The sequence below is a fragment of the Hydrogenophaga sp. RWCD_12 genome (assembly GCF_046604225.1).
Lineage (GTDB): Bacteria > Pseudomonadota > Gammaproteobacteria > Burkholderiales > Burkholderiaceae_C > Hydrogenophaga.
Genome location: NZ_JBKIXC010000003.1, coordinates 190673 through 215139, shown reverse-complemented (window position 1 = coordinate 215139; position 24467 = coordinate 190673). Strand labels below are relative to the sequence as shown.

The window sequence follows — 24467 nt, the reverse complement described above, 5'->3', positions numbered from 1 at the left end:
TGCGGTTCTCAGGCGAAGGTGTCGAGCGGCCGGTTGCCGTCGGTGCGGGGGCGCAGCGGAGTGAGCGGCGTGTCGGCTGGCGCCGATCCGGACCGCTCAATGCGGCCTGCGGAGGTGGTGCGGCCGGCGCTGTGGCGGGCGTCGCGGCCCGCGCCCTGGCCGTTCTGGGCCCCGACGCTGACGTCGCCGAGCTGGATCCCGCTGCGCTGCAGCAACTCGCCCAGCGAGCCCTCGGCATGGTCGGCCAGCGCGGCGCGCGCCTCGGCGCTGTCGGTGCGGAAGCCCAGGTCGAGCTCCTGCCCGGAGAGCGAGAGCCGGATGTCGATCGCATCGCTGCCATCGTCGCCCACGCGCAGCTTGGCCTCGTGCAGGGTGGGGGCAGTGAAACTGTCCAGGCGTTCTTCGTTCTGCGCCCGCTCTTCGGCGGCCCACAGGGCGCCGTCGTCGGGGTTGCTGTCGCCGCTTTGGTTGCTGTCGTTGCCCGAGGACGATGCGGCGGCGCTGGTGTCCTGGCCGCCGTGACCGGTCTGGCCGGAAAGGTCACCGCCGGAAGACCCCGCGCCGGTCGAGGCCGGTGCCGTGGCGGCGGCGCTGCTGGCGGCGCCCGCGCCGAGGGCATCGCCCGTGGGGGTGGTGGCGCTGAAGCGCTCGTCCAGGGTCACGGTCGAACGGGTGCTGGCGATGGCCGTGGCGGTGTTGTCCCCGCGGGACTGCAGGCGATCGATCTGCACCGACGCCGGCGCCTGTTGCAGGGCCTGGGTCGACGGGGCGGGGCTGGCCTGCGCATGCGCGCCGGCCGGGGCATGGGCGCTGAGCCGCCCGGCGCCCGGGTTGGCCCGGGCTGAGGTGGCGCTGGTCGCGTTGGCCAGGCTGGCGTTGACGAGCTGGTCCGGTGACGCGGTTTCGGCCGCCACGCCTTCGGTCGAGGCCAGGGCTGCGAGCGTGGCGCTGTCGGGTGACTCGGCCTGATCGAGAAGTTGCATGCCCGCCGGCAAGGCGTCGCCCTGGCCGGTCGCGCGGGTGCTGACGTTGCCGGTCTGCCCCGTCAGGATGCCGGCGGCGTCGGAGTCCTTGCCGCTGCGGCCTCCCGCGGCGGCGAGTCCGGTGTCGGTATCGGCATCGGTGACGGCTGTGCGCTTGGCAGCCTGCCCCTGGGGCAATCCCATCCATTGCATCACCGCGGCGAGGTGGCTGCCGTCGGCGGCCGTGGCAGCGTTCGGGTCGGTGGCCAGGGCGTCGGTGGCGGACAGCGCGGTGCTGCCGTCGGCGCTGCCCATGATGGCCGGCAGTCCGGAGGGATCGCTGGCGCTGAGCAGCGACAGCAGCATCGAGAAGTGGTCGGTGCCGGTGCCGTGGGCGCCGGGCTTGCGCGCGGCTGCATGCGCGGCGCGTGCACCGGCGGCGTGGCCGGCACCAGCCGTGGACGCGTGTGAGGAGGCGGGGGCCGTGCTCATGAACGCAGCCCCTGGGCCTGGGCGCGGCTCTGGCGCAGGTGGATGGTGAGCGCCATCTCGTCGGTGGTCTTCTGTTCCTGGCGCATCACCCGGTGGTCGATGGCCGCCTGCTGGCGCTCGGCGTATTTGCGCAGGCCGGCGACGTCGCGTTCGGCCGCATAGACCTGGGCCTGCACCTTCTCGACCATCTCTTCGCGGCTGCGCTGCACCGACTTCTGGAACTCGATCGCGTGGGTGATCTTCTCCATGAACTGGCGGTGGTGGTGCAACAGGGCAGCGTCGACACCGCCCGAGGTGCTGCGCGTGGCCCAGCGCGACAGGGCCTCGTCGGCATAGTTGCGCAGCTGGTTCATCTGGTCCTGCGCCGCCTGCAGTTCCCGCTGGGCCTGGCCGAGCGCCTGCAGGGCGTCGTCGCGTCGCCGGGCCGCCAGGTCCACCACCTTGTTCAGTGTCTGCAGCTTGTTCATGCCTTGGCTCCTTCATACGGGTTGTGGTGGGTGCGGCCACGCAGGCCGGCGCCGTCGCGCGGGTTGGGCTTGTCTTCCTGCAGCGCCACGGCCAGCTGCTGCAGGCTGTTGCCCATGGTCGCGGCCTCGCGCATGTCCTGGATCAGGAAACGCTGCAGGCCCGGGTAGAGCACGATGGCACGGTCGGTCTCGGGATCGCTGCCGGCCGCGTAGGCGCCCAGCTGGATCAGGTCGCGGCTCTTCATGTAGCGCGAGTAGTTGTTGCGGAACTTGCGCGCCAGCTCCAGGTGGTGGGCGCTGGCGACGTTGTGCATCACGCGCGAGGCCGAGGCCTCGACATCGATGGCCGGGTAGTGGCCCGATTCGGCCAGGGCGCGAGAGAGCACGATGTGGCCGTCCAGGATGGCGCGGGCCGCGTCGGCGATCGGGTCCTGCTGGTCGTCGCCTTCGGTCAGCACGGTGTAGAAGGCGGTGATCGAACCCTTGCCGTTGAGGCCGTTGCCGCTGCGTTCGACCAGCTGCGGCAGCTTGGCGAAGCACGAAGGCGGATAGCCTTTGGTGGCCGGCGGCTCGCCGATGGCCAAGGCGATCTCGCGCTGGGCCATGGCGTAGCGGGTGAGCGAATCCATCAGCAGCAGCACGTGCAGACCGTCGTCGCGGAAGCGTTCGGCGATCGCCGTGGCGTAGGCCGCGCCCTGCATGCGCACCAGCGGCGGTGCGTCGGCCGGTGCGGCGACCACGACCGAGCGCTTGCGCCCGTCGTCGCCCAGGATGTCTTCGATGAATTCCTTGACTTCGCGGCCACGTTCACCGATCAGACCGACCACGATCACGTCGGCCTTGGTGTAGCGGGCCATCATGCCCAGCAGCACCGACTTGCCGACGCCGGAGCCGGCGAACAGGCCGATCCGCTGGCCGCGGCCGACCGTGAGCAGGGCGTTGATCGCGCGCACGCCGGTGTCCAGCGGTTCGCGCACCGGGTCGCGGTCCATGGCGTTCAGCGGCGTCTGGTCCATCGGTTCGATGTCGACGTGCGTGATCGGGCCCATGTGGTCCATCGGGCGGCCGTGCGAGTCGACCACCCGGCCGAGCAGGCCGCGGCCCAGCGGCAGGCGCAGCAGGCCGCGGTCGCCGGCAGACGGGGCCTTGTTGACCTGGCCTAGGCGTGGCACCGGTCGGAACGGCGCCAGCGGCGTGACGCTGGCGCCGCTGGCCAGGCCGCGGGTGTCGCCGGCCGGCATCAGGAAGGCGCGGTCGCTGGAGAACCCGACCACCTCGGCCAGCACCGGTTCGCGCTTGCCGTTGGCGATCAGGCATTGGGAGCCCACCGGCACGCGCAGGCCCACCGCTTCGAGCACCAGGCCGGCCAGCCGCGTGAGCGTGCCGCGCACCTCCAGCGGGGTCTGCACGTTGGCGCTGGTGCGCAGGTCGGCCATGAACCGGTCCCAAGTGTTGTCCGGCTCACTCATCGTCTTCCTCCGCGTCCCAGGGTTCATCCAGTCCGAGGTTGCCGACCGCGCGCGACCAGCGCTTCTCGACCGTGGCGTCGACGATGGCGCTCGGGGTCTGCACCAGGCATCCGCCGGGGGTGATCGTGACGTCGGCCACGAACTCGGGAGCGTTCTCGCCCAGCGTTTCCATCAGGGCGTCTTTCATCAGCGACAGGTCGTCCGGGTGCATGCGCACCGTGGCCGGCAGGCCGTCTTCGACGATCAGCTCCAGCGACTCGCCGATCACCGCGCGCAGGTGGCCGGTGTTGGATTGCAGCTCCTGGCGCACCACCTGGCGCGCGATGTCGCAGGCCAGGTCGAGGATCTGGCGCGCAATCTTCTGTTCGCAGCCGATCAGCTGGTCGGTCATGCTGTGCAGCAGCTGGCCCAGGCGAGCGCCGGTCTCTTCGGTGCTGCGGCGCATCGCGGCCTCGAGCGCATCGCGCACTTCCTTGCCGCCGGCGTCGTGGCCGTGGGCGAAGCCGTCGGCAAAGGCCTGCTGACGGGCCTCGGCGACCGCCTGCTCCAGCAGCAGGTTCGGTTCCGGCTCCGGCTCGGACTCCACGGGTGGGGGCAGCTCGTCGCTGCCGTCCACGGCGGCAAAGCGCCAGGCCGAAACGGCGTCGATCTCCTCGCGCGGGATGAAGCGCGAGTGCGGGCTGGTCTTGGGCGTCGCCTTAGACGAAGCCGTCATCGCCACCTCCGCCGATCACGATCGTGCCTTCGTCGGACAGGCGGCGCACGATCTTGAGGATTTCCTTCTGCTGGCCCTCGACCTCGGACAGCCGCACCGGGCCGCGCGATTCGAGGTCGTCGCGCAAGCCTTCGGCCGCGCGGCTGGACATGTTGCCCAGGATGAGTTCCTTGAGCTCGCTGCTGGAGCCCTTGAGCGCGATGACCAGCATGTCGGTCGACACTTCCTTGAGCACCATCTGCACCGACTTGTTGTCCAGCTTCTGCAGGTCTTCGAAGGTGAACATCTTGTCGGTGATCTTCTGGGCGAGATCGGCGTCCTGTTCGCGGATCGATTCGATGACGGTGCCTTCGATGGCCGTGCCCAGCATGTTGAGGATGTCGGCCGCGGTCTGCACCCCGCCCAGCGAGGTCTTGCGCACCTTGTCGCCGCCGGCCAGCACCTTGTAGAGCACCTCGTTGAGGTCGTTCAGGGCGGTCGGCTGGATGCCTTCGAGGGTGGCGATGCGCAGCATCACCTCGTTGCGCATGCGCTCGGTCAGGTGCTTGAGCACCCCCGCGATCAGGTCGCTGTCCAGGTGGACCAGGATGGCGGCCATGATCTGCGGGTGCTCGTTGCGCAGCAGTTCGGCGATCGACTGCGGGTCCATCCACTTCAGGCTTTCGATGCCCGAGACGTCGCTGCCCTGCATGATGCGGTCGATCAGCAGCGAGGCCTTGTCGTCGCCCAGGGCGCGCTTGAGCACCGACTTGACGTAGTTGTTGGTGTCCGAGACCAGCAGGCTCTGCGAGGCGGCTTCGTCGGTGAACTTGCCCATCACCTGCTCGACACGGTCGCGCGAGACCGTGCGCATGGCGGCGATGGTTTCACCGAGCTTCTGCACTTCCTTGGGCGAGAGGTGCTTGAACACTTCGGCGGCTTCTTCCTCACCGATGGACATGAGGAAGATGGCGGCGTCCTGGATACCCTGGTCTTCCATTTGGATTTCTCTGTCGCGTGAATGGGTGGACGGTCAGGCCGGCTGCTCGCCGTTGACCCAACCCTTGACGATGTTGGCCACGGCGATCGGGTTCTCCAGCGCCAGGCGCTTGGCGTCGGCCAGCCGCACCTGCTCGGGAGTCGGTTCGTTGTTGATGGCGGGCACCGGCAGGCCCGGGCGCTCGGGCGTCTCGTTGACCAGGGCGTCGAGCTGCGGCACGACCGGGGTCAACGGGGTCTTGGCCGGCGTCTTCAGGGCCTTCATGCCCGGGCGCACCAGACCCATCAGGATCAGCAGTGCCACGCCCAGTCCGCCGAGCGGCCAGGCCAGGCTGCGTGCCAGCTCCATGTTCTCCGGCTGCTTCCACCAGGCCACCGGCGGCTCTTCGACCGGCTTGGCGATGTTGAAGACGGCGTTGACCACGTTGACCGAATCGCCGCGGTCCTTGTTGAAGCCGATGGTCTCGCGCACCAGCGCGGTCATCTGCTCGATCTGCTCGGGCGGGATCGCCGTGGTGGTGGCCTTGCCGGTCTTGGCATCGGTGCTGCTGCGGTGGTTGACCACCACGGCGGCGCTCAGGCGCTTGACGGTGCCGCTGGACTCGCGCACGGTGCGCACCGTCTTGTCGATCTCGTAGTTGGTGACCGATTCCTTGCGCATGGTGCCGGCCTTGTCGCCGTTGCTGGCGACACCCAGCGGGGCGGCGGCGCCGTTGACCGGGGCGGTGCCGGTGGCTGGCGGCTGGTTGGTCGTGGCGCCGGGCACGCCGGCCGGCTTGGCCTGCGGCGGGGTGCCGTCCTCGACGGTCTGCTGGCTGCGCACGACGGCGGTGTCGGCGCCCTGATTGGGCTTGTGCTGCTCATAGGTCGCTTCCGCCAGCGAGAAGTCGACGTCGGCGCTGACCTGGGCCTTGACGTTGCCGACGCCGACCAGCGGCTCGATCATGTCCAGGATGCGGCGCGTGTAGAGCTGCTCGATCTGCTGCGTGTACTGCAGCTTCTGCAGGTCGGCGCCCTGGGCCGACTGGTCGGGGCTGGCCGAGAGCAGGGTGCCGGCGTCGTCGACGACGCTGACCGCCTTGGGGTTCATCTCGGGCACGCTGGCGGCGACCAGGTGCACGATGCCCGCGATCTGCGCCTTGTCCAGCGTGCGGCCGGGGTGCAGGGTCAGCAGCACCGAGGCGCTGGGCTTCTGCTGCTCGCGAAAGAAGCCGTTCTGGTTGGGCAGCGCCAGGTGCACGCGCGCGGCCTGCACCGACGAGAGCGACTGGATCGAGCGGGTGAGTTCGCCTTCCAGGCCGCGCTGGAAGGTCAGGCGCTCCTGGAACTGCGTCATGCCGAAGCGGTTGGTTTCCATCAGCTCGAAACCGTTGACCGAACCCTTGGGCAGACCCTGCGAGGCCAGGCGCAGGCGGGTGTCGTGCACCTTGTCCGACGGCACCATGATGGCGCCGCCACCCTCGGTGTACTTGTAGGGCACGTTCATCGTCGTCAGCTGCGCGATGATGGCCCCGCCGTCCTTGTCGTTGAGGTTGTTGTAGAGGATCTTCCAGTCGGGCTGCTGACCCATGAAGAAGAGGGCGATGGCGATCGCCAGCAGGCCGAAGGCACCCAGGCCGAGCTTGATCTTTTGCGACTTGTCCAGTTTCGACAGACCGGCGCTGAGTGCGCTGCGTTGGTCGGGCGGCAGGTCCAGTTCGGCGACGGCGTTGCTCATGGCGGAAGGGCTTGGAAGTGGGTCTCAAGAGGGGAAATCACCCCTGTTGCGACCGAGTATCCGGTTCCGCTCTCCCGCGCATAGCCATGAAAAGGGCGGACTTTCCCCCCCTGTTCCCGACCCGGAAAAACCGGCCAATCCCTACGATTGGATTCCGTTTCCGCCCGCCTGAAAGGACACCGCCATGGACCTTCGAATCAATGCCCTGAACAGCCAGGCCGCCACCGGCGTCGGCCGCAGCGCGTCGGCACGCGGCGCAGGCTCGTCCGCCGGGGTAGGCGGGGTCGGCAGCGGGTTTGCCGACAACTTCAAGACCGCACTGCAGTCGGTGAGCAAGGCGCAGAACGAAGCCAGCAGCCTGCAGATGGAAGTGCAGAAGGGCAATCCGAACGTCAGCCTGGAAGAAACCATGCTGGCCATGCAGAAGGCCCAGATCGGCTTCCAGGCCACCTTGAACGTCCGCAACCGGATGGTCCAGGCCTACACAGACATCATGAATATGAGTGTTTGACACTCCCCCCGCGCCGCCTGCGGCGTCACCCCCCGGGGGGCGATGCGAGCGGCCCGGCGGAGCCGGTTCCGCCGCATCCTCGACACAGGCACTGCGCTCCGGAGGGGTGCCCTCAATGGACCTGCTTGGTGTCCATCAGTTGTTCGAGATCGTTCAGCCAGGGCTCGGCCAGGCAGCGGATCTCGGCGTCGGTGCGCAGGATGCGCTGCATGATGCGGGCCTTTTCCTTGCGCTCTTCGGGGGCGAGCTGCAGGTTGCGCGACTTGTGGCGCAGCTGGGCGATCAGCACGGCGCAGGTACCTTCGAGATGCATGATCTGGTCCCAGTTCTCGCTGCGCGCGGCTTCGAGCATGCGCTGACTGGCGTTCTCGATGGCTTTGTAGTAGTCCAGCAAGCTGTGCTCCATGATCAGACTCCCCGGCCCGAGACGGGCTGCAGGTAGGCGGGGCCCGGGCCCCGGATGAGTTTCCACGACTGGGCCACCGGCTCGATGAGGCGGGTGACTTCTTCCAGCGGGGCGGCGTCGTTGCGCAGGTTGGCCAGCGTCAGGCGGCGGATGCTGTACTCGTAGAGCGCCTGCAGGTTCAGCGCCAGGTCGCCTCCGCCGCGCACGTTCAGGCCCGCCTTGAGGCCTTCTTCGATGATGCGCACGGCCTTGCTGATGGCCAGGCCCTTGGCCGGGATGTCGCCACGGGAGATGGCGCCGCGGGCCGATGCCAGCGATTGCAGCAGTGCGTCGAACAGCAGGTCGACCAGCTGGTGCGGGTCTGCGCCCTGGACGCTGGTCTCTGCGGCAACCCTTTTGTAGACCGATGCAGCGCGTGTGCTGGCAGAAGTGAACATGGTGTCGATTCCTTGTGGCTGATGCTTATCTGTATCGGCACCTGCTGCGGGGACTGTAGTTTTTGCGATCGACATCTGGTGGGAAAAACTCGGGGTTATCAAGCACTTGCAGGCGACAGTTCGTCAGGCCTTGTTCCACATCGTGATCTGCTGGCTGACGAACGAATTCAGGCCGTTGAGCTTGGCCACCGCTGCGTCCATGGCGTTGTACTGGGCCAGGTAGCGGACCTCGGCCCGCGAGGCGCGGTCGTTGACCCGGTCCTGCTCGGCGGTGTTGCGTTTGATCGAACTCTGGATCGAGTTGGTCTTGTTGCTCAGCAGGCCATCGGAGTCGACCAGGCCTTCGGCAAAGGTCTTGACCTTGAGGCCGAAGCCTTCGGTGGTGGCCGAGCCAGTGCTGGCGGTGAAGAGCGATTTCAGGCCATCGAGGTTGTCCAGCGCCGCGTCGAACTTTTCGCTGTCGAGCGTGAGCTTGCCGCCGGTCTGCATCTCGATGCCGATGTCGGACAGGCGCGAGAACGGCGTGCTGGACGTGACCGAACGCATCATGCTGCGCAGCGCGTTCTGCAGGCCGGTCGCGGTCGAGTCGCCTTGCAGGGCGCCCGCGACCTTGGTGCTCGCGTCGTAGCGCGTGGCGTTCGCGATGGTGCTGTTGAGGGTGTTGTAGTTGTCGATGAAGGCCTGCACGTTGGTGCGGATGGCCTCCAGGTCGGTGCTTACGTCGACCTCGACCGGTGCGGTGGTGACCTGCGAGAGTTGCAGTGTCAGGCCGGGCAGGGTGTTCGAGAGCTTGTTGCTGGTCGAGCTGATCGACACGCCGTTGACGGTGGCCAGGGCATTCTGCCCCGCCTGTGTCTGCGACATGCCGTTGGCGTTGCCGGCCGCATAGGCCAGGCGCGAAAGGCCCGAGGCATCGGTGTTGTTGGTGTCGTCGTCGGTGACGGAGACGCGAAACCCGGTGGTGGCGCCTGTGTCCTTGGAGCGCATGAGCAGGCGTTCGCCCGAGGCGTCCTTGAGCACCGTGGCGCTCACGCCCGCATTGGCGTCGTTGATCTTGGCGGCGATCTTGGCCAGGGTGTCTTCGCCCGAGCCGATGGTGACCGTCACGGGTGTGCCGCTGCCGGCCGTGAAGGCGTTGCCGCTCCAGCTGCCCAGCTCGATGGTCATGCTGCCGGTGCCCATGGCGGTGTCTGCCGCGACGGCCGACGAAGCGGTCGACTGGGCCTTGGCCAGTTGCTGGACGGAAATGGAAAAGGAACTGGCCGGCGCTCCGGACGAAGCGGTCACACCGACGGCGGCGCTGTTGGACGAAGTGGCGGTGACCGCATTCCAGCCTTTGCTGGTCGAGAGCTTGCTGGCGGCGTCGCCGAGCGCAGAGACCTGCGACTTGATGGTGCCGTAGGTCGACATCCGGGTCTGCAGCGAAGTGGCCTGCGTCTTGAGCTGGGTCAGCGGCGCTTTCTCCAGCGCCACCAGCTGGGTGACGATGCTCTGGACGTCGAGTCCGCTGCCGATGCCTGGAGAAGAGATGGTGGCCATGGTGGACCTCGTTCAGGATGGACGCACCGCACGCAAAGGCATGCGGTCTGTGCATCCCGCTGGAAACGGGAGCGCAGCGGGGCAGCAGGACGCTGCCACCGCTGCGGCCCGTCACACCCGGGGGTGTGACGCTGCCGGTCGACCGATCAACGCAGCAGGGACAGCACGCCCTGGGGCAGCTGGTTGGCCTGGGCAATCATCGCGGTGCCGGCCTGCTGCAGGATCTGGCCTCGCGAGAGGTTGGCCGTTTCCGTGGCGAAGTCAGCGTCCATGATGCGACCGCGGGATGCCGCCGTGTTCTCCGAAGCGATCTGCAGGTTGGAGATCACCGACTCGAAGCGGTTCTGCCCGGCACCAAAGCCGGCGCGGGCGGTGGTGATCTCGTCGATCGCGTCGTCCAGGTCGTCCATGGCGGCCTTGGCATTGGCGGCCGAGGTGATGTCGCCACCGACCACAGCGGTGATGCCAGCGCCGGCGGTCAGGTCACCGGTGGCGATGTCGATCTGGTCGGTTGCAACGTTGTTGGCGCCGACCTGGAAGTTCAGGGTGGCGGCGGTGGAGAGCAGGTCGGTGCCGTTGAACTTGGTGCCGGTCAGCACGCGGGTCACTTCCTTGGCCAGCTCCTGGTACTCGGCGTCCAGGTTGGCCTGGTCGCTGGTGGAGTTGGTGGCGTTGGCCGACTGGGTAGCCAGTTCGCGCATGCGCTGCAGCGAGTCACCGACCTTGCCCAGAGCGCCTTCAGCGGTCTGCGACAGGGAGATGGCGTCGTTGGCGTTGCGGATGGCCACGTTCATGCCCTTGACCTGGGCGTTCATGCGTTCGGCGATGGCCAGGCCGGCCGAGTCGTCTTTGGCGCTGTTGACGCGCAGGCCGGAAGACAGGCGCTGCATCGAGGTCGACAGGGATGCGCTCGAAGCGTTCAGGTTGCGTTGTGCATTCAGCGATTGCACGTTGGTGTTGATGGTGCTGCTCATGTTTAACTCCTAAAGTTGGACAAAGGTAATCCGGCATCTCTGCCGATCTCAACGCCCCCCTTGCGGAGGGCCGCCATGACCGGTGCCCATTGCAGCAAGCCGGATGGCCCTTGGGGACCGATTGCCGTCTCGCCGCGTTGCTTGCCGGACGACGAACCTTTTAGAAGTTCGTTGAGAAGCTTTTCGGTGGCCCCGACATATTCTTTAGCCCCGGCCTACACCGGATCGCTGAAATAAGCAAGGCATGTGCGCCGCTGTTCCTGCCTTAGGACGTGCGGCAGCGGTGCATCACGTGCGCACAGGCCGGATGCAAATGAACACCAAAGATGTAGGAAGAAATCCGACACGGTGTCGGGCGGGCGCCGACAGACCGAACAGCCATTTCCCGATTCAAGATTTTTTTACGGTCGACACAATTACACACATCAAGTCAGCAGATGTAAGCACCCCGCCCGCACCGCCGACAGGACACCGAAGGAGAAACGACATGGACAGCGAACAACTCTTGGCCGAAATCCGCGAAGCCAATCTGACCTATCTGATGCTGGCGCAGAACCTGATCCGCAAGGACCGCGCCGAAGCGCTGTACCGCCTGGGTCTGACCGAAGAGGCCGCTGACCTGCTGGGCATGCTGTCGACCGCGCAGTTGCTGAAGATCGCTTCGAGCAACATGCTGCTGTGCCGCTTCCGTGTGGACGACGACCTGGTGTGGAACCTGCTGACCAGCCACAACGTCAAGAAGGTCGACAACGCCACCACGACCCAGCTGCACGCCAGCATCCTGATGGCCGGCCGCTTCGCCGAGTCGATGGCCAATACCACGCATTGATTGGCCCCCCCGCGCCGCCTGCGGCGTCACCCCCCGGGGGCGGCGCTGGAGGCCCGGCGGAGCCGGTTCCCCGGCGCCCTCGGTTGAAAACCCTTCTCTCGTTCTTCTCTGGAGCACCTCATGGCCACCGCAAAAAGCATCCTCAACGAGTCCCGCGACATTGAACGCGCCGTGGCCCTGATCCAGCTGGGCGCCCGTCTGCAGGTGCTGGAGTACGAGACCAGCCTGTCGTACGAGCGGCTGCTGCGTCTGTACAAGGAAGTGGCCGGCAAGTCGCCGTCCAAGGGTCAGCTGCCCTTCTCGACCGACTGGTTCCTGACCTGGCAGCCCAACATCCACGCCTCGCTGTTCCTGAACATCCACGAGTACCTCTCCAAGACCAGCGACCTGGAAGAGATCGATACCGTGATCAAGGCCTTCCGCCTCTACAGCGAGCAGATGCAGGCCAGCGCGATCGAACCCCTGCTCTCCGTCACCCGCGCCTGGCGCCTGGTGAAGTTCGTGGACAACGGCATGCTGACGCTGACCAAGTGCTCCTGCTGCGGCGGCCACTTCGTGACTGAGCCGTACGAAAACGCCAAGAGTTTCGTCTGCGGCCTGTGCGAGCCACCGGCCCGCGCCGGCAAGGGCAGTGCCTCGGGTGGACTGCGCCTGCACTGAACCCGCCGTTTCCCCAAACGCCGAAAAGGACCCTTGCGAGGGTCCTTTTTGCGTTCATGGGCCTCCTCAATCACCCCTAGAGTTGGACCGATAGAAAAGGCATTCACGGGTCGGCGCCACAGTGTGCGGCGGCTCCTCTCTTTGTACAGGGTTCCACCATGTTCGTGATCATCGGTTTTCTGGTCTCGATGGCCTGCATCTTCGGTGTCTTCATCGCCCACGGCGGCAACATCGGCGTGGTGTTGCACGCCTTGCCGTTTGAAATCACCACCATCCTCGGGGCGGCGCTCGGTGCCTTCGTGATGAACAACCAGATGAAGGTGGTCAAGGCCTCGGCCGCCGGTCTGGGCCAGTGCTTCAAGGGCAGCAAGTACACCAAGGCCCGTTACATGGAACTGCTGGCGCTGCAGTTCGACATCCTGCAGAAGGCCCGCAAGGAAGGCCTGATGGCGATCGAGCAGGATGTCGAGAACCCCGACCAGTCGCCGCTGTTCAAGAAGTACCCGACCGTGGGCACCGACCACCACGTGACCGAGTTCATCACCGACTACCTGCGCATGATGGTCTCGGGCAACCTCAACGCGCACGAGATCGAATCGCTGATGGACGCCGAAATCGAGACCCATCACCAGGAGGCCCACGCGCCGGTCGCGGCGATCGGTCGTCTGGCCGGTGGCCTGCCAGCCTTCGGGATCGTGGCCGCCGTGCTCGGTGTGGTGAACACCATGGGCTCGGTGGGCCAGCCGCCGGCGGTGCTCGGCGGCATGATCGGCTCGGCCCTGGTCGGTACCTTCCTGGGGATTCTGATGGCCTATGGCGTGGTGGAGCCGCTGGGCGGCCTGCTGGAGCAGAAGGTCGAAGAAGCCTCCAAGGAATTCCAGTGCATCAAGACCACGCTGCTGGCCTCGATGCAGGGCTACGCCCCGTCGACCGCGATCGAGTTCGGTCGCAAGGTGCTGTTCTCCGACGTGCGCCCCAGCTTCTCGGAGCTCGAAGGCCACGTCAAGGGCAAGAAGTAACGCGCGGAGCGCGGGAGCTGCTTCATGGCCGACGGGAAAAAACTACAGCCGATCATCGTCAAGCGCGTCAAGAAGGGCGGGCATGCGGCGCACGGTGGCGCGTGGAAGATTGCCTACGCCGACTTCGTGACGGCCATGATGGCCTTCTTCCTGCTGATGTGGCTGCTGGGTTCGACCGCCAAGGGCGACCTGCAGGGCATCTCGCAATTCTTCAACACACCGTTCAAGGTCGCCCTGATGGGCGGCGACGGCTCGGGCAACAGCGACAGCATCCTGCCCGGTGGCGGACGTGACCTGTCCAAGGCCGCCGGCCAGGTCGACGGCGGCGACGCCGAGCGGGCCGTGAAGGAGGTCGGCGCCCAGATGGCGCGGGCCGAGCTGGCGCGCCAGGACAAGATGCGCATCGACGCGCTGCAGTCCAAGATCAACGAGATGATTTCCAGCAACCAGGCGCTGGCGGAGTTCGGGGCGCAGATCCGCATGGAGCAGACGCCCGACGGCCTGCAGATCCAGATCGTCGACGACCAGGCGCGGCCCATGTTCGATTCGGGCAGCGCCATCGTCAAACCCTACATGCGCGACATCCTGCGCGAGATCGGTTCGGCGCTCGGCGACATCGAGAACCGGCTCACGCTGTCCGGCCACACCGACGCCACGCCCTATGGCAGCGGCGACCGCGGCTACAGCAACTGGGAGCTCTCGGCCGACCGGGCGAACGCGTCGCGGCGCGAGCTGGTGTCTGGCGGACTGCCGGACGACAAGATCGCGCGCATCGAGGGGCTGGCCTCCAGCCGGCTGCTGGAGCCGACCCAGCCCGCCGCGGCGATCAACCGGCGCATCAGCATTCTGGTCATGACGCGCGAGGCCGAGGAGCGCATGGCGCCCAAGGGCGACGGTGCCACCGTGCCCCATGCCGCGCCTGCGCCCGCACCGGTGGCGGCGGCAGCACCGGTCGAACCGGCCGCTGCAGCCATGCCCGCCCCCGCTCCCGTCTCCCCGGCGCCCCCGCCGGTGAACCAGGCGCCGCCTGCTGCACCTGCCGCGCAGGCCGCACCGGTCGCCGAAACCGTTCCCGCCCCCGCCCGGCGCATGCCCCTTGGGCTGCCCGACCTTCAGAAACTGGCAGAAGTGCCGAAACCCAGGGAAGAGGCCGGGCCCATCAAGCCCCGCTGAATCGCCATTGTTTCCTGACCGGAGACCTCACCATGTCCACCCCGATGAAATTCCTGATCGTTGACGACTTCTCCACCATGCGCCGCATCGTGCGCAACCTGCTCAAGGAGATCGGACACACCGACGCCGACGAGGCGGAGGATGGGGCGGTCGCGCTGAACAAGTTGCGCAACGGCAACTTCAACTTCGTTGTCAGCGACATCAACATGCCCAACATGAACGGCTTCCAGCTGCTGGCCGAGATCAAGAAGGACGAGGCGCTCAAGCACCTGCCGGTCCTGATGGTGACAGCCGAGGCGCGCAAGGAAGACATCGTGATGGCGGCGCAGGGCGGCGCGGCGGGCTACATCGTCAAGCCGTTCACCAAGGCCACGCTGGAAGACAAGCTCGCCAACATCTTCAAGAAACTCGGCCTCTGAGCCAATCGGGAGCCGCCATGTCACCGAGCACCAACAGCCCGGGCAATCCGGAAATGTTCCAGCAACTGGGTGTGATCACGCGCCAGTTGCACGATGCCCTCAAGGAGCTCGGCTTTGCCGACAAGCTCAAGGGCACGGTCGACCAGTTGCCCGACGCGCAGAGCCGTCTCTCATACATCGCCCGCCTGACCGGTGAAGCGGCGGAAAAGGTGCTCAACCATGTCGAGGGCGCCAAGTCCGAGCAGGAGATCATTGCCGAGCGTGGTCGCCAGCTGTCGGCCACCATCGCCGCCGTGCCGGGGCTGTCCCGGGCCATGCCCGAGCTGCTGAACTGGTCGAAGGACGTGGTCGCCCTGAGCGAAAAGAGCGACGCGCGCCTGACCGAGATCATGATGGCCCAGGACTTCCACGACCTCACCGGCCAGGTGATCGCCCGCGTGGTGCAGCTGGCCGGCACCATCGAGGAACAGCTGCTGGGCCTGCTGCTGCAGTCGGCGCCTTCCGGCACCCCCGGACAGGACAAGGCCTACGACATCAATGCCCTCGAAGGTCCCGTGGTCAGCACCGAAGGCCGCACCGATGTGGTGGCCGACCAGAAGGACGTCGACGACCTGCTGGCTTCCCTGGGCTTCTAGGCCCGCACTCCACCGGTTTTCGCTGGGGGAATAGGGCGGTGCTTCACCGCCTTTTCGTGCTTTCGTCTTTCGACCCGACTTCCACAATCTGACCAACCCCCCCGTTGAGTCAGATCGATGTCTTCCTCCAGCTCGGACAAGAATTTACCGGCGACCGCGCACCGCCTGAAGAAGGCACGCCAGGAAGGTCAGATTCCGCGTTCCAAGGAACTGACCAACCTGGTGGTGCTCGGTGGCGGCGCCGTGCTGGTCATGTTCCTGCTGCCGGCGGGGTTCGGCCGCCTGCGGGACGGGTTGCAGACCCAGTTGCGGTTTGATCACGCCTCCCTGCTCAAGCCGGAGTTGCTGCTCGAATACCTGCAGGCCTGTCTCACGCTCGGCCTGTGGCTGTTCCTGCCGCTGGGCGCGGTGATGCTGGTGCTGGTGCTGGGGTCGGCCTTTGCGTCCGGCGCCTGGACCCTGACCACCCACAGCCTGATGCCCGACCTCTCGCGCGTGAATCCCTTCGACGGCATCGGGCGCCTGTTTTCGATGCAGCAGGTCTTCGAGACCGCCAAGCTGATGGTCATGACCATCGTGGTCGGCGCGGTGGGCTGGCAGTTCCTTTCGTCGCACGTCAGTGCCTTCGCCAGCCTGATGATGCAGCCGCTGGAAAGCGGTCTGGGCCAGCTGGGGCTGTGGATGCGCGCCGGCGTCGGCATCCTGCTGGTGGTGGTGCTGGTGTTTGCGGCGATCGACTTCCCGATGCAGAAATTCCTGCATGCCAAGCGGCTGCGCATGTCGCTCGAGGAAGTGAAGCGCGAACACAAGGAAAACGAAGGCGACCCGCACGTCAAGGGACAGCGCCGGCGCCGCCAGCGCGAGCTGGCCAACCGCCTGAGCATCGGTGCCGTGCCCAAGGCCGACCTGGTGGTGATGAACCCGACCCACTACGCCGTGGCGATCCAGTACGACGACGCCACCATGACCGCGCCGCGCGTGATCGCCAAGGGCGCCGACCTGCTCGCGCTGCGCATCCGCGATGTGGCCAAGGAACACAAGATCCCGGTGCTGCAGTCGCCCATGCTGGCGCGCGCGCTGTACGCCCACTCCGAGCTGGACCAGGAGATTCCGTCGGCGCTCTACACGGCGGTCGCCCAGGTGCTGGCCTACGTCTACCAGCTGCGCGCCGCCCTCGCGGGTCGCGGCGCCATGCCCGGCGATCCGCCGCAGCCGGAAGTGCCCAAGGAACTCGATCCGCACTGGAAGAAACCCGCCACCCCGGGAGCCGCTGAATGAACGCCCAACTGAAATTCCTGCAGCAGTGGTTCGGACGCCACGCCGCCGTCGCCCACGGGCTGGCCGCACCGCTGCTGGTCATCACCGTGCTGTCGATGATGGTGCTGCCGCTGGCGCCCTGGGTACTCGACACCTTCTTCACGCTCAACATCGCGACCGCGCTGGTGGTGATGATGGTGGCGGCCTACATGCGCCGTCCGCTGGACTTCTCGGTCTTTCCGACAGTGCTGCTGCTGACGACGCTGCTGCGGCTGTCGCTGAACGTGGCCTCCACGCGGGTGGTGCTGATGCACGGCCACACCGGTCCGGGCGCGGCCGGTGCGGTGATCGAGGCCTTCGGCCACTTCCTGATCGGCGGCAACTTCGCGGTCGGTTTCATCGTGTTCGCGATCCTGGTGGTGATCAACTTCGTGGTGATCACCAAGGGCTCGGAGCGCATCGCCGAGGTGTCGGCCCGCTTCACCCTGGACGCCATGCCCGGCAAGCAGATGGCGATCGACGCCGACCTGGGCGCCGGCCTGATCGACGAGAAGGAAGCCCGCCGCCGCCGCGCGGAAGTGGGCGAAGAAGCCGAGTTTTTCGGCTCGATGGACGGTGCCTCCAAGTTCGTGCGCGGCGACGCGATCGCCGGCATCCTGATCCTGTTCATCAACATCGTCGGCGGACTGATCATCGGTGTGGTGCAGCACGGGCTGTCCGCCGGCGAGGCTGCCGACAGTTACATCCTGCTGGCCGTCGGTGACGCGCTGGTGGCGCAGATCCCCGGCCTGCTGATCTCGGTCGCCGCCGCCATGGTGGTCTCGCGCGTGGGCAAGGATGTGGACCTCGGCAACCAGCTGATCGGCCAGATGTTCATGTCTTCCCGCGTGACCGGCATCACCGCCGCGGTGCTGTTCCTGCTGGGCATCGTGCCCGGCATGCCGCACGTGGTGTTCCTGACCTTTGCGCTGTTGATGGGTGGCCTGGCCTGGTGGCGGTTGCAGGAAGAGCGGCGGCCGCCGGTGGTCGAGCAGCCGCCCGCGCCGACCAGCGACGGCGAAGCCACCTGGGACGACCTGCAGCCGGTCGACCTGCTGGGCCTGGAGCTGGGCTATCGCCTGATCGCCATGGTCGACAAGAACCGCCAGGGCGACCTGCTCACCCGCATCAAGGGCGTGCGCAAGAAGTTCGCGCAGGAAGTCGGTTTCCTGCCGCCGGCGGTGCACGTGCGCGACAACCTGGAGCTGCGCCCCAGCGGCTACCGCATCACCCTGCGTGGCGTGGTGGTGGGCGAGGGCGAGGTGTTCCCCGGCATGTTCCTGGCGATCGACCCGGGCGGCATCGGCACACCGCTGATCGGCACCCCCACCACCGACCCCGCGTTTGGCCTGCCGGCGCACTGGATCGACGAGAAGCAAAGGGAACACGCGCAAATGGCGGGTTTTACGGTGGTTGATTCCGAGACTGTGCTGGCCACCCATCTTTCACACTTGATGCAAGTCCAGGCCGCCAAGTTGCTGAGCCGGACGGAGACCCAGGAACTGGTCGAACACGTGACCCGCCTGGCCCCGAAACTGATCGAAGAAGTCGTGCCGAAAATGGTCTCCATTGCCACCTTCCAGAAAGTGCTGCAGCTGCTGCTGGAAGAGTCGGTGCACGTGCGCGACATCCGGACCATCATCGAATCGCTGGCCGAACACGCTGGTGCCAGCACCGACCCGGTCGAACTGGCGCGCCGCGTGCGCACCGCCCTGTCGCCGGCCATCGTCCAGCAGATCTACGGCGGTTCCGTCAAGGAACTGGAAGTCATCGCGATCGAACCCGGCCTGGAGCGTCTGCTGATGCAGGCCCTGACCGGCAACGGCGCCGGCGCGCTGGACCCCGGCGTGGCCGAGACGCTCTCGAAGTCGGCCGCCGACATCGCCAACCGCCAGGAAGAAAAGGGTGTGCCCGCCTGTCTGCTGGTGCCCGACGCCATCCGCAACGCCATGGCCCGCCTGCTGCGCCGCGCCGCGCCGCGCCTGCAGGTCCTGGCCCACAGCGAAATTCCTGAAACCCACCTGATCCGCATCGGCCCGATTCTTGGGGAGCTTGCAGCATGAACATCCAGCGATTCACCGCGTCGACCTCGCGCGAAGCCATGGCCAAGGCCCGCAACGCTTTCGGCGACAGCGCCGTGATCCTCTCCAGCCGCGCCACCGACGACGGCTTCGAGGTGATGGCCGCGGCCGAAGAGAGCCTGGCGTCGATCAGCCCCGCACCCGCCGCGCCCGAACGCAGCGAGCGCATGCAGCCGATCCGCACCCGCGCCGCCGCCCAGGCACCGGCCTTCGCCGACTCGGTGCAGAACGACACCGAACAGATGGCGATGAGCACGCTGTCGTTCCAGGAATATGTGCGCGAACGCATGCTGCGCAAGCGCCGCGCCGAAATGGGCATGCCCGAAGAAGAAGCACCTGCCCCGGCGCCACGCATGGCCGCGCCGCGCGCCCCCGCGCCGACCCCGATGCCAGCCCACGCTCCGGCCACGATGGCGCCCTCGCGTCCTGCACCGCGCCTGCAGATGGCCGACCCCGAACCGGCACCGATCCGCACCCGTGCACCGGCACCCGCGCCGACCTGGGAAGACGCTGCCCCGAAGGCCCCGCGCATGGCCGCCCCCCAGATGGGTGACCAGCGCATGGCGGTCGAACTCTCCGCGCTCAAGGAAATGATCGAGGAGCGCTTCAACACCCTGGCCTGGCTGGGTTCGTCCAAGCAGAACCCGATCCAGTCCAACCTGATGCTCAAGCTGATCCGCGCCGGCTACTCGCCCGCGATCGCCCGCACCGTGCTCGACCGCATTCCGGCCGACTCGGGCGCCCCGCAGGCGGTGCGCTGGGTGATGGACACCCTGACCCGCAACCTCAAGACCGCACCCAACGGTGCCAGCCTGTGCGACGAGGGCGGCGTGGTTGCCCTGATCGGTGCCACCGGCGTCGGCAAGACCACCACCGCCGCCAAGCTCGCCGCCCAGTGCGTGCGCCAGTACGGCGCTGCCAGCGTCGGCCTGATCACGCTGGACACCTACCGCGTCTCGGGCTACGAGCAGCTGCGCACCTACGGCCGCATGCTCGGTGTCGTCGCCCACCTGGCGCACGACCGCGCCGCGCTGAAGGACCTGCTGAATCTGCTCTCGGGCAAGCGCATGGTCATCATCGACACCGCCGGCCTGGGTCAGCGCGACCAGCGCATCCAGGAAATGCTCGACGTGCTGGACATGCCCGCCGTCAAGAAAGTGCTGGTGCTCAACGCGGGCGCTCACGGCGACACGCTGGACGATGTGCTGACCTCGTTCAAGGCCAGCACGCTGCACGGGGTGGTGCTCTCCAAGGTCGACGAAGCCGTCAAGCTCGGCCCGGCGATCGACGCCCTGATCCGCCACCAGGTGGTGCTGCGCGGCGTCGCCAACGGCCAGCGCGTGCCCGAAGACTGGCAGAACCCCGACGCCGCGACCATGGTCCGCATCTCGCTGGGCACCGAAGGCAAGTCGGCCTACGACCCGCTGGCCACCGAGATGGGCTTCTACTTCTCGCAGGGTGCGACGCAAGGCGTGCATTTGGGAGGCTCGCATGTTTGAGATCGGCACCGACCAGGCCGCCGGCCTGCGCACCTCCGCACCGCGGCGCGGTCCGGCCATGATGCCGATCGCCAGCCCGGCGCAGCCCGCCGGCGCCTACGAACTGCTGTGCCTGCTGGCGATGCAGCTCAAGGGCCTGGGCTACCTGCCAGTGATCGTCGATGCGACCGCCACCGAAGCCAGCGCACGCCGCGACAACGACGGCAGCCACCTGGGCCTGCAGCACGCACTGACCGATGGCTCGATCTCGGGCCTGGGTCAACCGGGCGAAGGCCACGAATGGCTGGTGATGCCCGCTGCCTTGGGCCTCAAGACCCTGCAGCAGACGGCGCTGGCCGCCGGTGGCGCGGTCGCGCTCTCGCGACTGCTCTCGCCCTTCGCACCCGAAGCCCTGTTGCTGATGTTCGGCCCGGCCCACGCACTGGCGCCGCTGGTGAGCAACCTTTCGGCCCGCGTGCTGGTGCCTGTGCTGCCCTGGCCACAGGCCAGCGTCGACGCCTACGGCGCGATCAAGCTGCTGCACATGGCGGGTGCCACCCCGGTGCTTGCGCCGCTGGACCACGAACGGGCGCAGCCGCCGGTGCACCCGGTGTTGGCCGGCGTGACCGACTGCGCTCGCAAACACCTGGGCATTGACGTGGAACGCTGGAATCCGCTCGTGTGGGCGACCGGCGTGCAGGAGTGCGCCCTGGGCCGGCCGCAGCGGCCCGACACCTCCCAAGGACTGCGCGACGCGCGGTACGCCGGACCGGGATCGCCCTTCCTGGGCGCTGGTTCCCAACTCTGGAGCTGACGACGATGTACACCGCCAAAGGCACCCTCAACCGCGACGACCAGCTGCGCAAGTACAGCCCGCTGGTGCGGCGCCTGGCCCATCACATGATCGCCAAGCTGCCACCCAGTGTCGAGGTCGACGACCTGATCCAGGTCGGCATGATCGGGTTGACCGAAGCCATCGCGCGATTCGAACCCACGCAGGGCGTGCAGTTCGAGACCTTTGCCAGCCAGCGTATCCGCGGCGCCATGCTCGACGAGTTGCGCGAAGGCGACTGGATGAGCCGCGGCTCGCGCAAGAGCCAGAAAGACATCGAACAGGCAGTGCACCGCCTGCAGCAGAAGCTGCACCGGGCGCCAATGGAATCGGAAATCGCCAAGGAGCTGGGCATGACGCTGCCCGACTACCAGCACATGCTGGCCAAGGTGCGCGGCACCCAGCTGGTCTACCTCGAAGACATCAGCGGCCGCGACGACGATGAAGAAGGTTTCCTGGACCGCCACATGGGCGACAACGAGGCCGACCCGTCCTCGCTGCTGCAGGACCAGCGCATGCGCATGGCCCTGGTCGAGGCGATCAAGAACCTGCCCGAGCGCGAGCAGCAGATCATGTCGATGTACTACGAGCACGACATGAACCTGAAGGAAATTGCGGCAGTGCTGGGCGTGACCGAGTCGCGCATCTGCCAGCTGCACAGCCAGTCGATCGCCCGCCTGCGTTCCAAGCTGCGCGAGCACTGAACCCCCACGCTCCGCCGCTGCGCGGGTCGCTGCCCCCCGAGGGGGTGCGAATTCAGCTTGGGGCGGCCCGGCGCTGAATTCGTCGCCCCCATGCGCCGCCGCTGCGCGGGTCGCTGCCCCACGCTCCAATCCGGTGAACTGGCGGGTCGGGGGCCCGGTGATCGGCCCTTTGCCTGCGGCGTGGCTGCCTACAGTGGCCACATCGCCCCAGAGACGGACTGTTCACCATGACCGAGATCACCGCCGACCGATTGCCCACGCTGCTGGACGCCGTGCCCAAGGGTGTGCGTGTGCTGTCGCTGGACTGCTTCGACACCATCGTCTGGCGCAAGGTCGCCAAACCCACCGACGTCTTCTTCGCGCTGCAGGATTCGGCGCTCTGGCAGGCCCACGGCATCACCGCGCCGCTGCGCGCCAAGGCCGAGGACGCCGCGCGCCGACGCAAACACCTGCTGGCCCGCACGCGCGAGGTGAGCATCGAGGAGATCTACCGCGAACTGCTGCCCGCCCTGAGCGAGACCGAGCGCGCGCCCTGGGTGGCGCTGGAGCTGGAGGCGGAAAAGGCGCATGGCTTCGTCTTCGAGCCGACCCTGGCGCTGATCCGCGCGGCGCAAGCGCGCGGCCTGCGCGTGATCGTGGTCAGCGACACCTATTTTTCCCACGTGCAGCTGCGAGAACTGCTGGCCGCGCTGATGGGCGACGAGCACAGACTCATTGCCCAGGTGCACTGCTCCAGCGAGTGCGGAGGCTCCAAGGTCAACGGCATGTTTGGCGTGGTGCTGCAGCGCGAAAAGCTCAAGCCCGCCCAGGTCTGGCATCTGGGCGACAACCCGAAGGCCGACCTGTGGGCGCCGCAGCAGCAGGGCATGGTCGGGGTGCATCTGCGCCACCACGTGCCGGCGGTGGTGGCCCAGCTGGAGCAGCGCGAACGCGCGGCGCTGCAGCTGATGCCGGAGATCCACCGCAGCGCCGCGATGCCCAGCAGCTTCCACGCCCAGCTGGCCACCCGCCACGGTTTCATGGCCGCCGACGTGCGCGACCGCATCGGCTACGGCACGCTGGGGCCGGTCATGCATGCATTCGCCACCTGGGTGCGCGAGCGGGTTGCAGCCCTGGCGGCCGACGGCGCGCCGGTGAAGGCGGCCTTCCTGCTGCGCGACGGCCACCTGCCAGCCCGCGCCATGCAGGCGCTCACCGGTGATGCATGGCCGCTGCTGCGGCTCTCGCGCTTCACCGCCAACGCCGCTTCCCTGCGCGAGCGCGACGACGTGGTGAACCTGCTGGCGGGGTCGCTGTCGGAAAAGAGCATGCCGGCGCTGACACGTCAGTTGCTGCTGCCGCCGGCCTTGGCCGAGTCCATCCTCGCGGAGAGCCGCAACGCCAGCCGTCCGGAAGACGCCTTCGCGCGCCGCGTGCTGCGCGAAGACACGCTGCGCTCCATCTTCGAAGCGTCGGCACAGTTTCGCGCCCGCCTGTGGACGCACGTGCAACGCGCGACCGGCGTGCAGCGCGGCGACACCCTGGTGTTCGTCGACCTCGGCTACAGCGGCACGGTGCAGACCCGGCTGCGCGAGATCTTCCAGGACGAATACGGCGTGCGCCTGCACGGTCTGTACCTGATCGCCAGCCGTTCGCTGCCCGGGCAGGTCGACCGCGAGGGCCTGATCGGTCCGGACTGGGCCGACGAGCGCCTGATGGTTGCGCTGACCGCCTACATCGGCCTGTTCGAGATGATGTGCACCATGGCCGAACCCTCGACGGTGGACTACACCGACGACGGTGCGCCGGTGTACGGCGCTTCGGGCGCCAAAGCCATGCAGTCGGCCACGGTCGACCGCATGCAGGACGCCTGCCTGCGCTTCGTGCACGACGTGGCGGCGGTGCCGCCGCGCTGCAAGCCCGCCGCCGACCGACTCGAGCTGGCGCGCCAGGTGGTGGCCGATCTCGGCCGCCTGATCTACCTGCCCGATGCGCAGGAGACCGAATGCCTCTCGGCCTTCGAGTTCGACTTCAACCTGGGCACCGACCTGATGCTGGCCACCGCCGACCTGGAGACCGGGCTGGAAGAGTTCCGCCGCGAAGGCTTTGCGCTGATGAACCGCGACTTCACCCGCCTGCGCATCAGCTACCCGATGGAGCTGCGCCACATGGACATCTCGCTGGCGATCACGCTGATGTCGCTGCAGCGCTATGGCTACGGGCTCTCCACCAGCGACGCCAGCCTGCGCCGCGAGACGGTGCCGGCGCTCGTGGCCAACGCCACCGACCACTCGCTGGGCGTGGTCGAGGCCCATGCGACGCACGACGGCTATTTCAGCGCCTCGCTGCCGATGAGTTCTTCGTTCGACATGAGTGTGCTGCTGGGCCACCGCTACCAGTGGCTGCAGATCGAGTCGGTGTGCAAGGTCTCGATGGCCGAATCGTGCGAGACCTTCCCGCTGGCGATCGGCAGGGACGTTTTGTTCGACGGCGTCAGCGCGCAACCGGGTGGCCTGCTGCAGTGCAGCCCTGGGGCCATGCTGTTCCTCCCCGCCTGTGCGCCCAAGGACCACGGCCGCTTCCTCGTGCGGGTGGTCTACCGACCGCTGGTCCGGGTCGAAGCCACCGCCAGCGACCGGGCCGCCGAAGGCGCCGCCAGCCGCGTCGAACCGCTCGCGGCCTGAGCCAGCGCCAT

General features: G+C 67.4%; 23 protein-coding genes. 13 read left to right on the top strand and 10 right to left on the bottom strand.

Translation table 11 applies throughout. The annotated features are described in order from the left end of the window. Positions 1–8: 8 nt before the first annotated feature. The 6 genes from ACLIJ1_RS12960 to fliF are packed head-to-tail and all read right to left on the bottom strand — an operon-like array spanning position 9 to position 6800. The gene (locus tag ACLIJ1_RS12960) at positions 9–1454 is read right to left on the bottom strand and encodes a flagellar hook-length control protein FliK (RefSeq protein ID WP_411365949.1); all 1446 of its coding nucleotides are present in this window, start codon (positions 1452–1454) and stop codon (positions 9–11) included. Continuing rightward, complete coding sequence (gene fliJ, locus ACLIJ1_RS12955; RefSeq protein WP_411365948.1) at positions 1451–1921, bottom strand: flagellar export protein FliJ; 471 nt, start codon at positions 1919–1921, stop codon at positions 1451–1453. The genes ACLIJ1_RS12960 and fliJ overlap by 4 nt, the downstream gene beginning before the upstream one ends. Beyond that, complete coding sequence (gene fliI / locus ACLIJ1_RS12950; protein ID WP_411366401.1) at positions 1918–3357, bottom strand: flagellar protein export ATPase FliI; 1440 nt, start codon at positions 3355–3357, stop codon at positions 1918–1920. Before fliI ends, fliJ begins: the two co-directional genes overlap by 4 nt. A 25-nt stretch (positions 3358–3382) precedes the next feature. Then, on the bottom strand, positions 3383–4105 hold the full coding sequence (locus tag ACLIJ1_RS12945) for a FliH/SctL family protein (RefSeq protein ID WP_411365947.1): 723 nt from the start codon (positions 4103–4105) through the stop codon (positions 3383–3385). Then, complete coding sequence (fliG, locus tag ACLIJ1_RS12940; protein ID WP_411365946.1) at positions 4089–5084, bottom strand: flagellar motor switch protein FliG; 996 nt, start codon at positions 5082–5084, stop codon at positions 4089–4091. Before fliG ends, ACLIJ1_RS12945 begins: the two co-directional genes overlap by 17 nt. Before the next feature lie 33 nt (positions 5085–5117). Beyond that, positions 5118–6800 carry a flagellar basal-body MS-ring/collar protein FliF gene (gene fliF / locus ACLIJ1_RS12935; RefSeq protein WP_411365945.1) on the bottom strand — a complete coding sequence of 561 codons (1683 nt, stop codon included), beginning with the start codon at positions 6798–6800 and terminating at the stop codon, positions 5118–5120. A gap of 184 nt (positions 6801–6984) precedes the next feature. On the opposite strand from fliF, the gene fliE reads away from it, so the two are divergent. Beyond that, on the top strand, positions 6985–7311 hold the full coding sequence (gene fliE / locus ACLIJ1_RS12930) for a flagellar hook-basal body complex protein FliE (RefSeq protein ID WP_411365944.1): 327 nt from the start codon (positions 6985–6987) through the stop codon (positions 7309–7311). 112 nt (positions 7312–7423) lie between these two features. Here the strand turns inward: fliE and ACLIJ1_RS12925 are convergent, their stop codons facing one another. The 4 genes from ACLIJ1_RS12925 to ACLIJ1_RS12910 form a co-directional block, all read right to left on the bottom strand. Continuing rightward, complete coding sequence (locus tag ACLIJ1_RS12925; RefSeq protein WP_411365943.1) at positions 7424–7717, bottom strand: flagellar protein FliT; 294 nt, start codon at positions 7715–7717, stop codon at positions 7424–7426. Between the two features lie 2 nt (positions 7718–7719). Continuing rightward, positions 7720–8154, bottom strand: a complete 435-nt coding sequence (gene fliS / locus ACLIJ1_RS12920) for a flagellar export chaperone FliS (RefSeq protein ID WP_411365942.1) — start codon at positions 8152–8154, stop codon at positions 7720–7722. A gap of 123 nt (positions 8155–8277) precedes the next feature. Then, complete coding sequence (gene fliD, locus ACLIJ1_RS12915) at positions 8278–9693, bottom strand: flagellar filament capping protein FliD (RefSeq protein ID WP_411365941.1); 1416 nt, start codon at positions 9691–9693, stop codon at positions 8278–8280. A 146-nt stretch (positions 9694–9839) separates the two neighbouring features. Next, on the bottom strand, positions 9840–10667 hold the full coding sequence (locus ACLIJ1_RS12910) for a flagellin (RefSeq protein WP_411365940.1): 828 nt from the start codon (positions 10665–10667) through the stop codon (positions 9840–9842). A 487-nt stretch (positions 10668–11154) separates the two neighbouring features. On the opposite strand from ACLIJ1_RS12910, the gene flhD reads away from it, so the two are divergent. From flhD to ACLIJ1_RS12850, 12 genes are all read left to right on the top strand, one after another. Continuing rightward, positions 11155–11496 carry a flagellar transcriptional regulator FlhD gene (flhD, locus tag ACLIJ1_RS12905; protein ID WP_411365939.1) on the top strand — a complete coding sequence of 114 codons (342 nt, stop codon included), beginning with the start codon at positions 11155–11157 and terminating at the stop codon, positions 11494–11496. A 120-nt stretch (positions 11497–11616) separates the two neighbouring features. Next, positions 11617–12156: a flagellar transcriptional regulator FlhC gene (flhC, locus tag ACLIJ1_RS12900; protein WP_411365938.1), complete on the top strand. Its 540-nt coding sequence runs from the start codon at positions 11617–11619 to the stop codon at positions 12154–12156. A gap of 158 nt (positions 12157–12314) precedes the next feature. Beyond that, entirely contained in the window at positions 12315–13175 is an 861-nt protein-coding gene (gene motA, locus ACLIJ1_RS12895) for a flagellar motor stator protein MotA (protein ID WP_411365937.1), read from the top strand. A 24-nt stretch (positions 13176–13199) separates the two neighbouring features. Next, entirely contained in the window at positions 13200–14348 is a 1149-nt protein-coding gene (gene motB / locus ACLIJ1_RS12890) for a flagellar motor protein MotB (RefSeq protein ID WP_411365936.1), read from the top strand. Positions 14349–14380: 32 nt separating this feature from the next. Then, positions 14381–14767 carry a chemotaxis response regulator CheY gene (gene cheY / locus ACLIJ1_RS12885; RefSeq protein WP_411365935.1) on the top strand — a complete coding sequence of 129 codons (387 nt, stop codon included), beginning with the start codon at positions 14381–14383 and terminating at the stop codon, positions 14765–14767. 17 nt (positions 14768–14784) lie between these two features. Then, positions 14785–15402: a protein phosphatase CheZ gene (locus ACLIJ1_RS12880; RefSeq protein WP_411365934.1), complete on the top strand. Its 618-nt coding sequence runs from the start codon at positions 14785–14787 to the stop codon at positions 15400–15402. A gap of 117 nt (positions 15403–15519) precedes the next feature. Continuing rightward, positions 15520–16680, top strand: coding sequence for a flagellar biosynthesis protein FlhB (flhB, locus tag ACLIJ1_RS12875; RefSeq protein WP_411365933.1), 1161 nt, complete (start codon positions 15520–15522; stop codon positions 16678–16680). Beyond that, a complete protein-coding gene (flhA, locus tag ACLIJ1_RS12870) occupies positions 16677–18761 on the top strand; it encodes a flagellar biosynthesis protein FlhA (RefSeq protein WP_411365932.1) in 2085 nt (694 codons plus the stop codon). The genes flhB and flhA overlap by 4 nt, the downstream gene beginning before the upstream one ends. Continuing rightward, positions 18758–20278: a flagellar biosynthesis protein FlhF gene (gene flhF / locus ACLIJ1_RS12865; RefSeq protein WP_411365931.1), complete on the top strand. Its 1521-nt coding sequence runs from the start codon at positions 18758–18760 to the stop codon at positions 20276–20278. The genes flhA and flhF overlap by 4 nt, the downstream gene beginning before the upstream one ends. Beyond that, positions 20271–21071, top strand: coding sequence for a hypothetical protein (locus ACLIJ1_RS12860; RefSeq protein ID WP_411365930.1), 801 nt, complete (start codon positions 20271–20273; stop codon positions 21069–21071). The genes flhF and ACLIJ1_RS12860 overlap by 8 nt, the downstream gene beginning before the upstream one ends. A gap of 5 nt (positions 21072–21076) precedes the next feature. Beyond that, positions 21077–21793 (top strand): RNA polymerase sigma factor FliA, encoded by a 717-nt coding sequence (locus ACLIJ1_RS12855; RefSeq protein WP_411365929.1) that lies wholly within the window; start codon positions 21077–21079, stop codon positions 21791–21793. 227 nt (positions 21794–22020) lie between these two features. Beyond that, positions 22021–24456 carry an HAD family hydrolase gene (locus tag ACLIJ1_RS12850; RefSeq protein ID WP_411365928.1) on the top strand — a complete coding sequence of 812 codons (2436 nt, stop codon included), beginning with the start codon at positions 22021–22023 and terminating at the stop codon, positions 24454–24456. Positions 24457–24467: the final 11 nt, after the last annotated feature.

Coding starts and splice junctions, on each gene's coding strand:
- ACLIJ1_RS12960 (WP_411365949.1), bottom strand. CDS start 1,454: ATGAGCACGGCCCCCGCCTCCTCACACGCGTCCACGGCTGGTGCCGGC.
- fliJ (WP_411365948.1), bottom strand. CDS start 1,921: ATGAACAAGCTGCAGACACTGAACAAGGTGGTGGACCTGGCGGCCCGG.
- fliI (WP_411366401.1), bottom strand. CDS start 3,357: ATGGCCGACCTGCGCACCAGCGCCAACGTGCAGACCCCGCTGGAGGTG.
- ACLIJ1_RS12945 (WP_411365947.1), bottom strand. CDS start 4,105: ATGACGGCTTCGTCTAAGGCGACGCCCAAGACCAGCCCGCACTCGCGC.
- fliG (WP_411365946.1), bottom strand. CDS start 5,084: ATGGAAGACCAGGGTATCCAGGACGCCGCCATCTTCCTCATGTCCATC.
- fliF (WP_411365945.1), bottom strand. CDS start 6,800: ATGAGCAACGCCGTCGCCGAACTGGACCTGCCGCCCGACCAACGCAGC.
- fliE (WP_411365944.1), top strand. CDS start 6,985: ATGGACCTTCGAATCAATGCCCTGAACAGCCAGGCCGCCACCGGCGTC.
- ACLIJ1_RS12925 (WP_411365943.1), bottom strand. CDS start 7,717: ATGGAGCACAGCTTGCTGGACTACTACAAAGCCATCGAGAACGCCAGT.
- fliS (WP_411365942.1), bottom strand. CDS start 8,154: ATGTTCACTTCTGCCAGCACACGCGCTGCATCGGTCTACAAAAGGGTT.
- fliD (WP_411365941.1), bottom strand. CDS start 9,693: ATGGCCACCATCTCTTCTCCAGGCATCGGCAGCGGACTCGACGTCCAG.
- ACLIJ1_RS12910 (WP_411365940.1), bottom strand. CDS start 10,667: ATGAGCAGCACCATCAACACCAACGTGCAATCGCTGAATGCACAACGC.
- flhD (WP_411365939.1), top strand. CDS start 11,155: ATGGACAGCGAACAACTCTTGGCCGAAATCCGCGAAGCCAATCTGACC.
- flhC (WP_411365938.1), top strand. CDS start 11,617: ATGGCCACCGCAAAAAGCATCCTCAACGAGTCCCGCGACATTGAACGC.
- motA (WP_411365937.1), top strand. CDS start 12,315: ATGTTCGTGATCATCGGTTTTCTGGTCTCGATGGCCTGCATCTTCGGT.
- motB (WP_411365936.1), top strand. CDS start 13,200: ATGGCCGACGGGAAAAAACTACAGCCGATCATCGTCAAGCGCGTCAAG.
- cheY (WP_411365935.1), top strand. CDS start 14,381: ATGTCCACCCCGATGAAATTCCTGATCGTTGACGACTTCTCCACCATG.
- ACLIJ1_RS12880 (WP_411365934.1), top strand. CDS start 14,785: ATGTCACCGAGCACCAACAGCCCGGGCAATCCGGAAATGTTCCAGCAA.
- flhB (WP_411365933.1), top strand. CDS start 15,520: ATGTCTTCCTCCAGCTCGGACAAGAATTTACCGGCGACCGCGCACCGC.
- flhA (WP_411365932.1), top strand. CDS start 16,677: ATGAACGCCCAACTGAAATTCCTGCAGCAGTGGTTCGGACGCCACGCC.
- flhF (WP_411365931.1), top strand. CDS start 18,758: ATGAACATCCAGCGATTCACCGCGTCGACCTCGCGCGAAGCCATGGCC.
- ACLIJ1_RS12860 (WP_411365930.1), top strand. CDS start 20,271: ATGTTTGAGATCGGCACCGACCAGGCCGCCGGCCTGCGCACCTCCGCA.
- ACLIJ1_RS12855 (WP_411365929.1), top strand. CDS start 21,077: ATGTACACCGCCAAAGGCACCCTCAACCGCGACGACCAGCTGCGCAAG.
- ACLIJ1_RS12850 (WP_411365928.1), top strand. CDS start 22,021: ATGACCGAGATCACCGCCGACCGATTGCCCACGCTGCTGGACGCCGTG.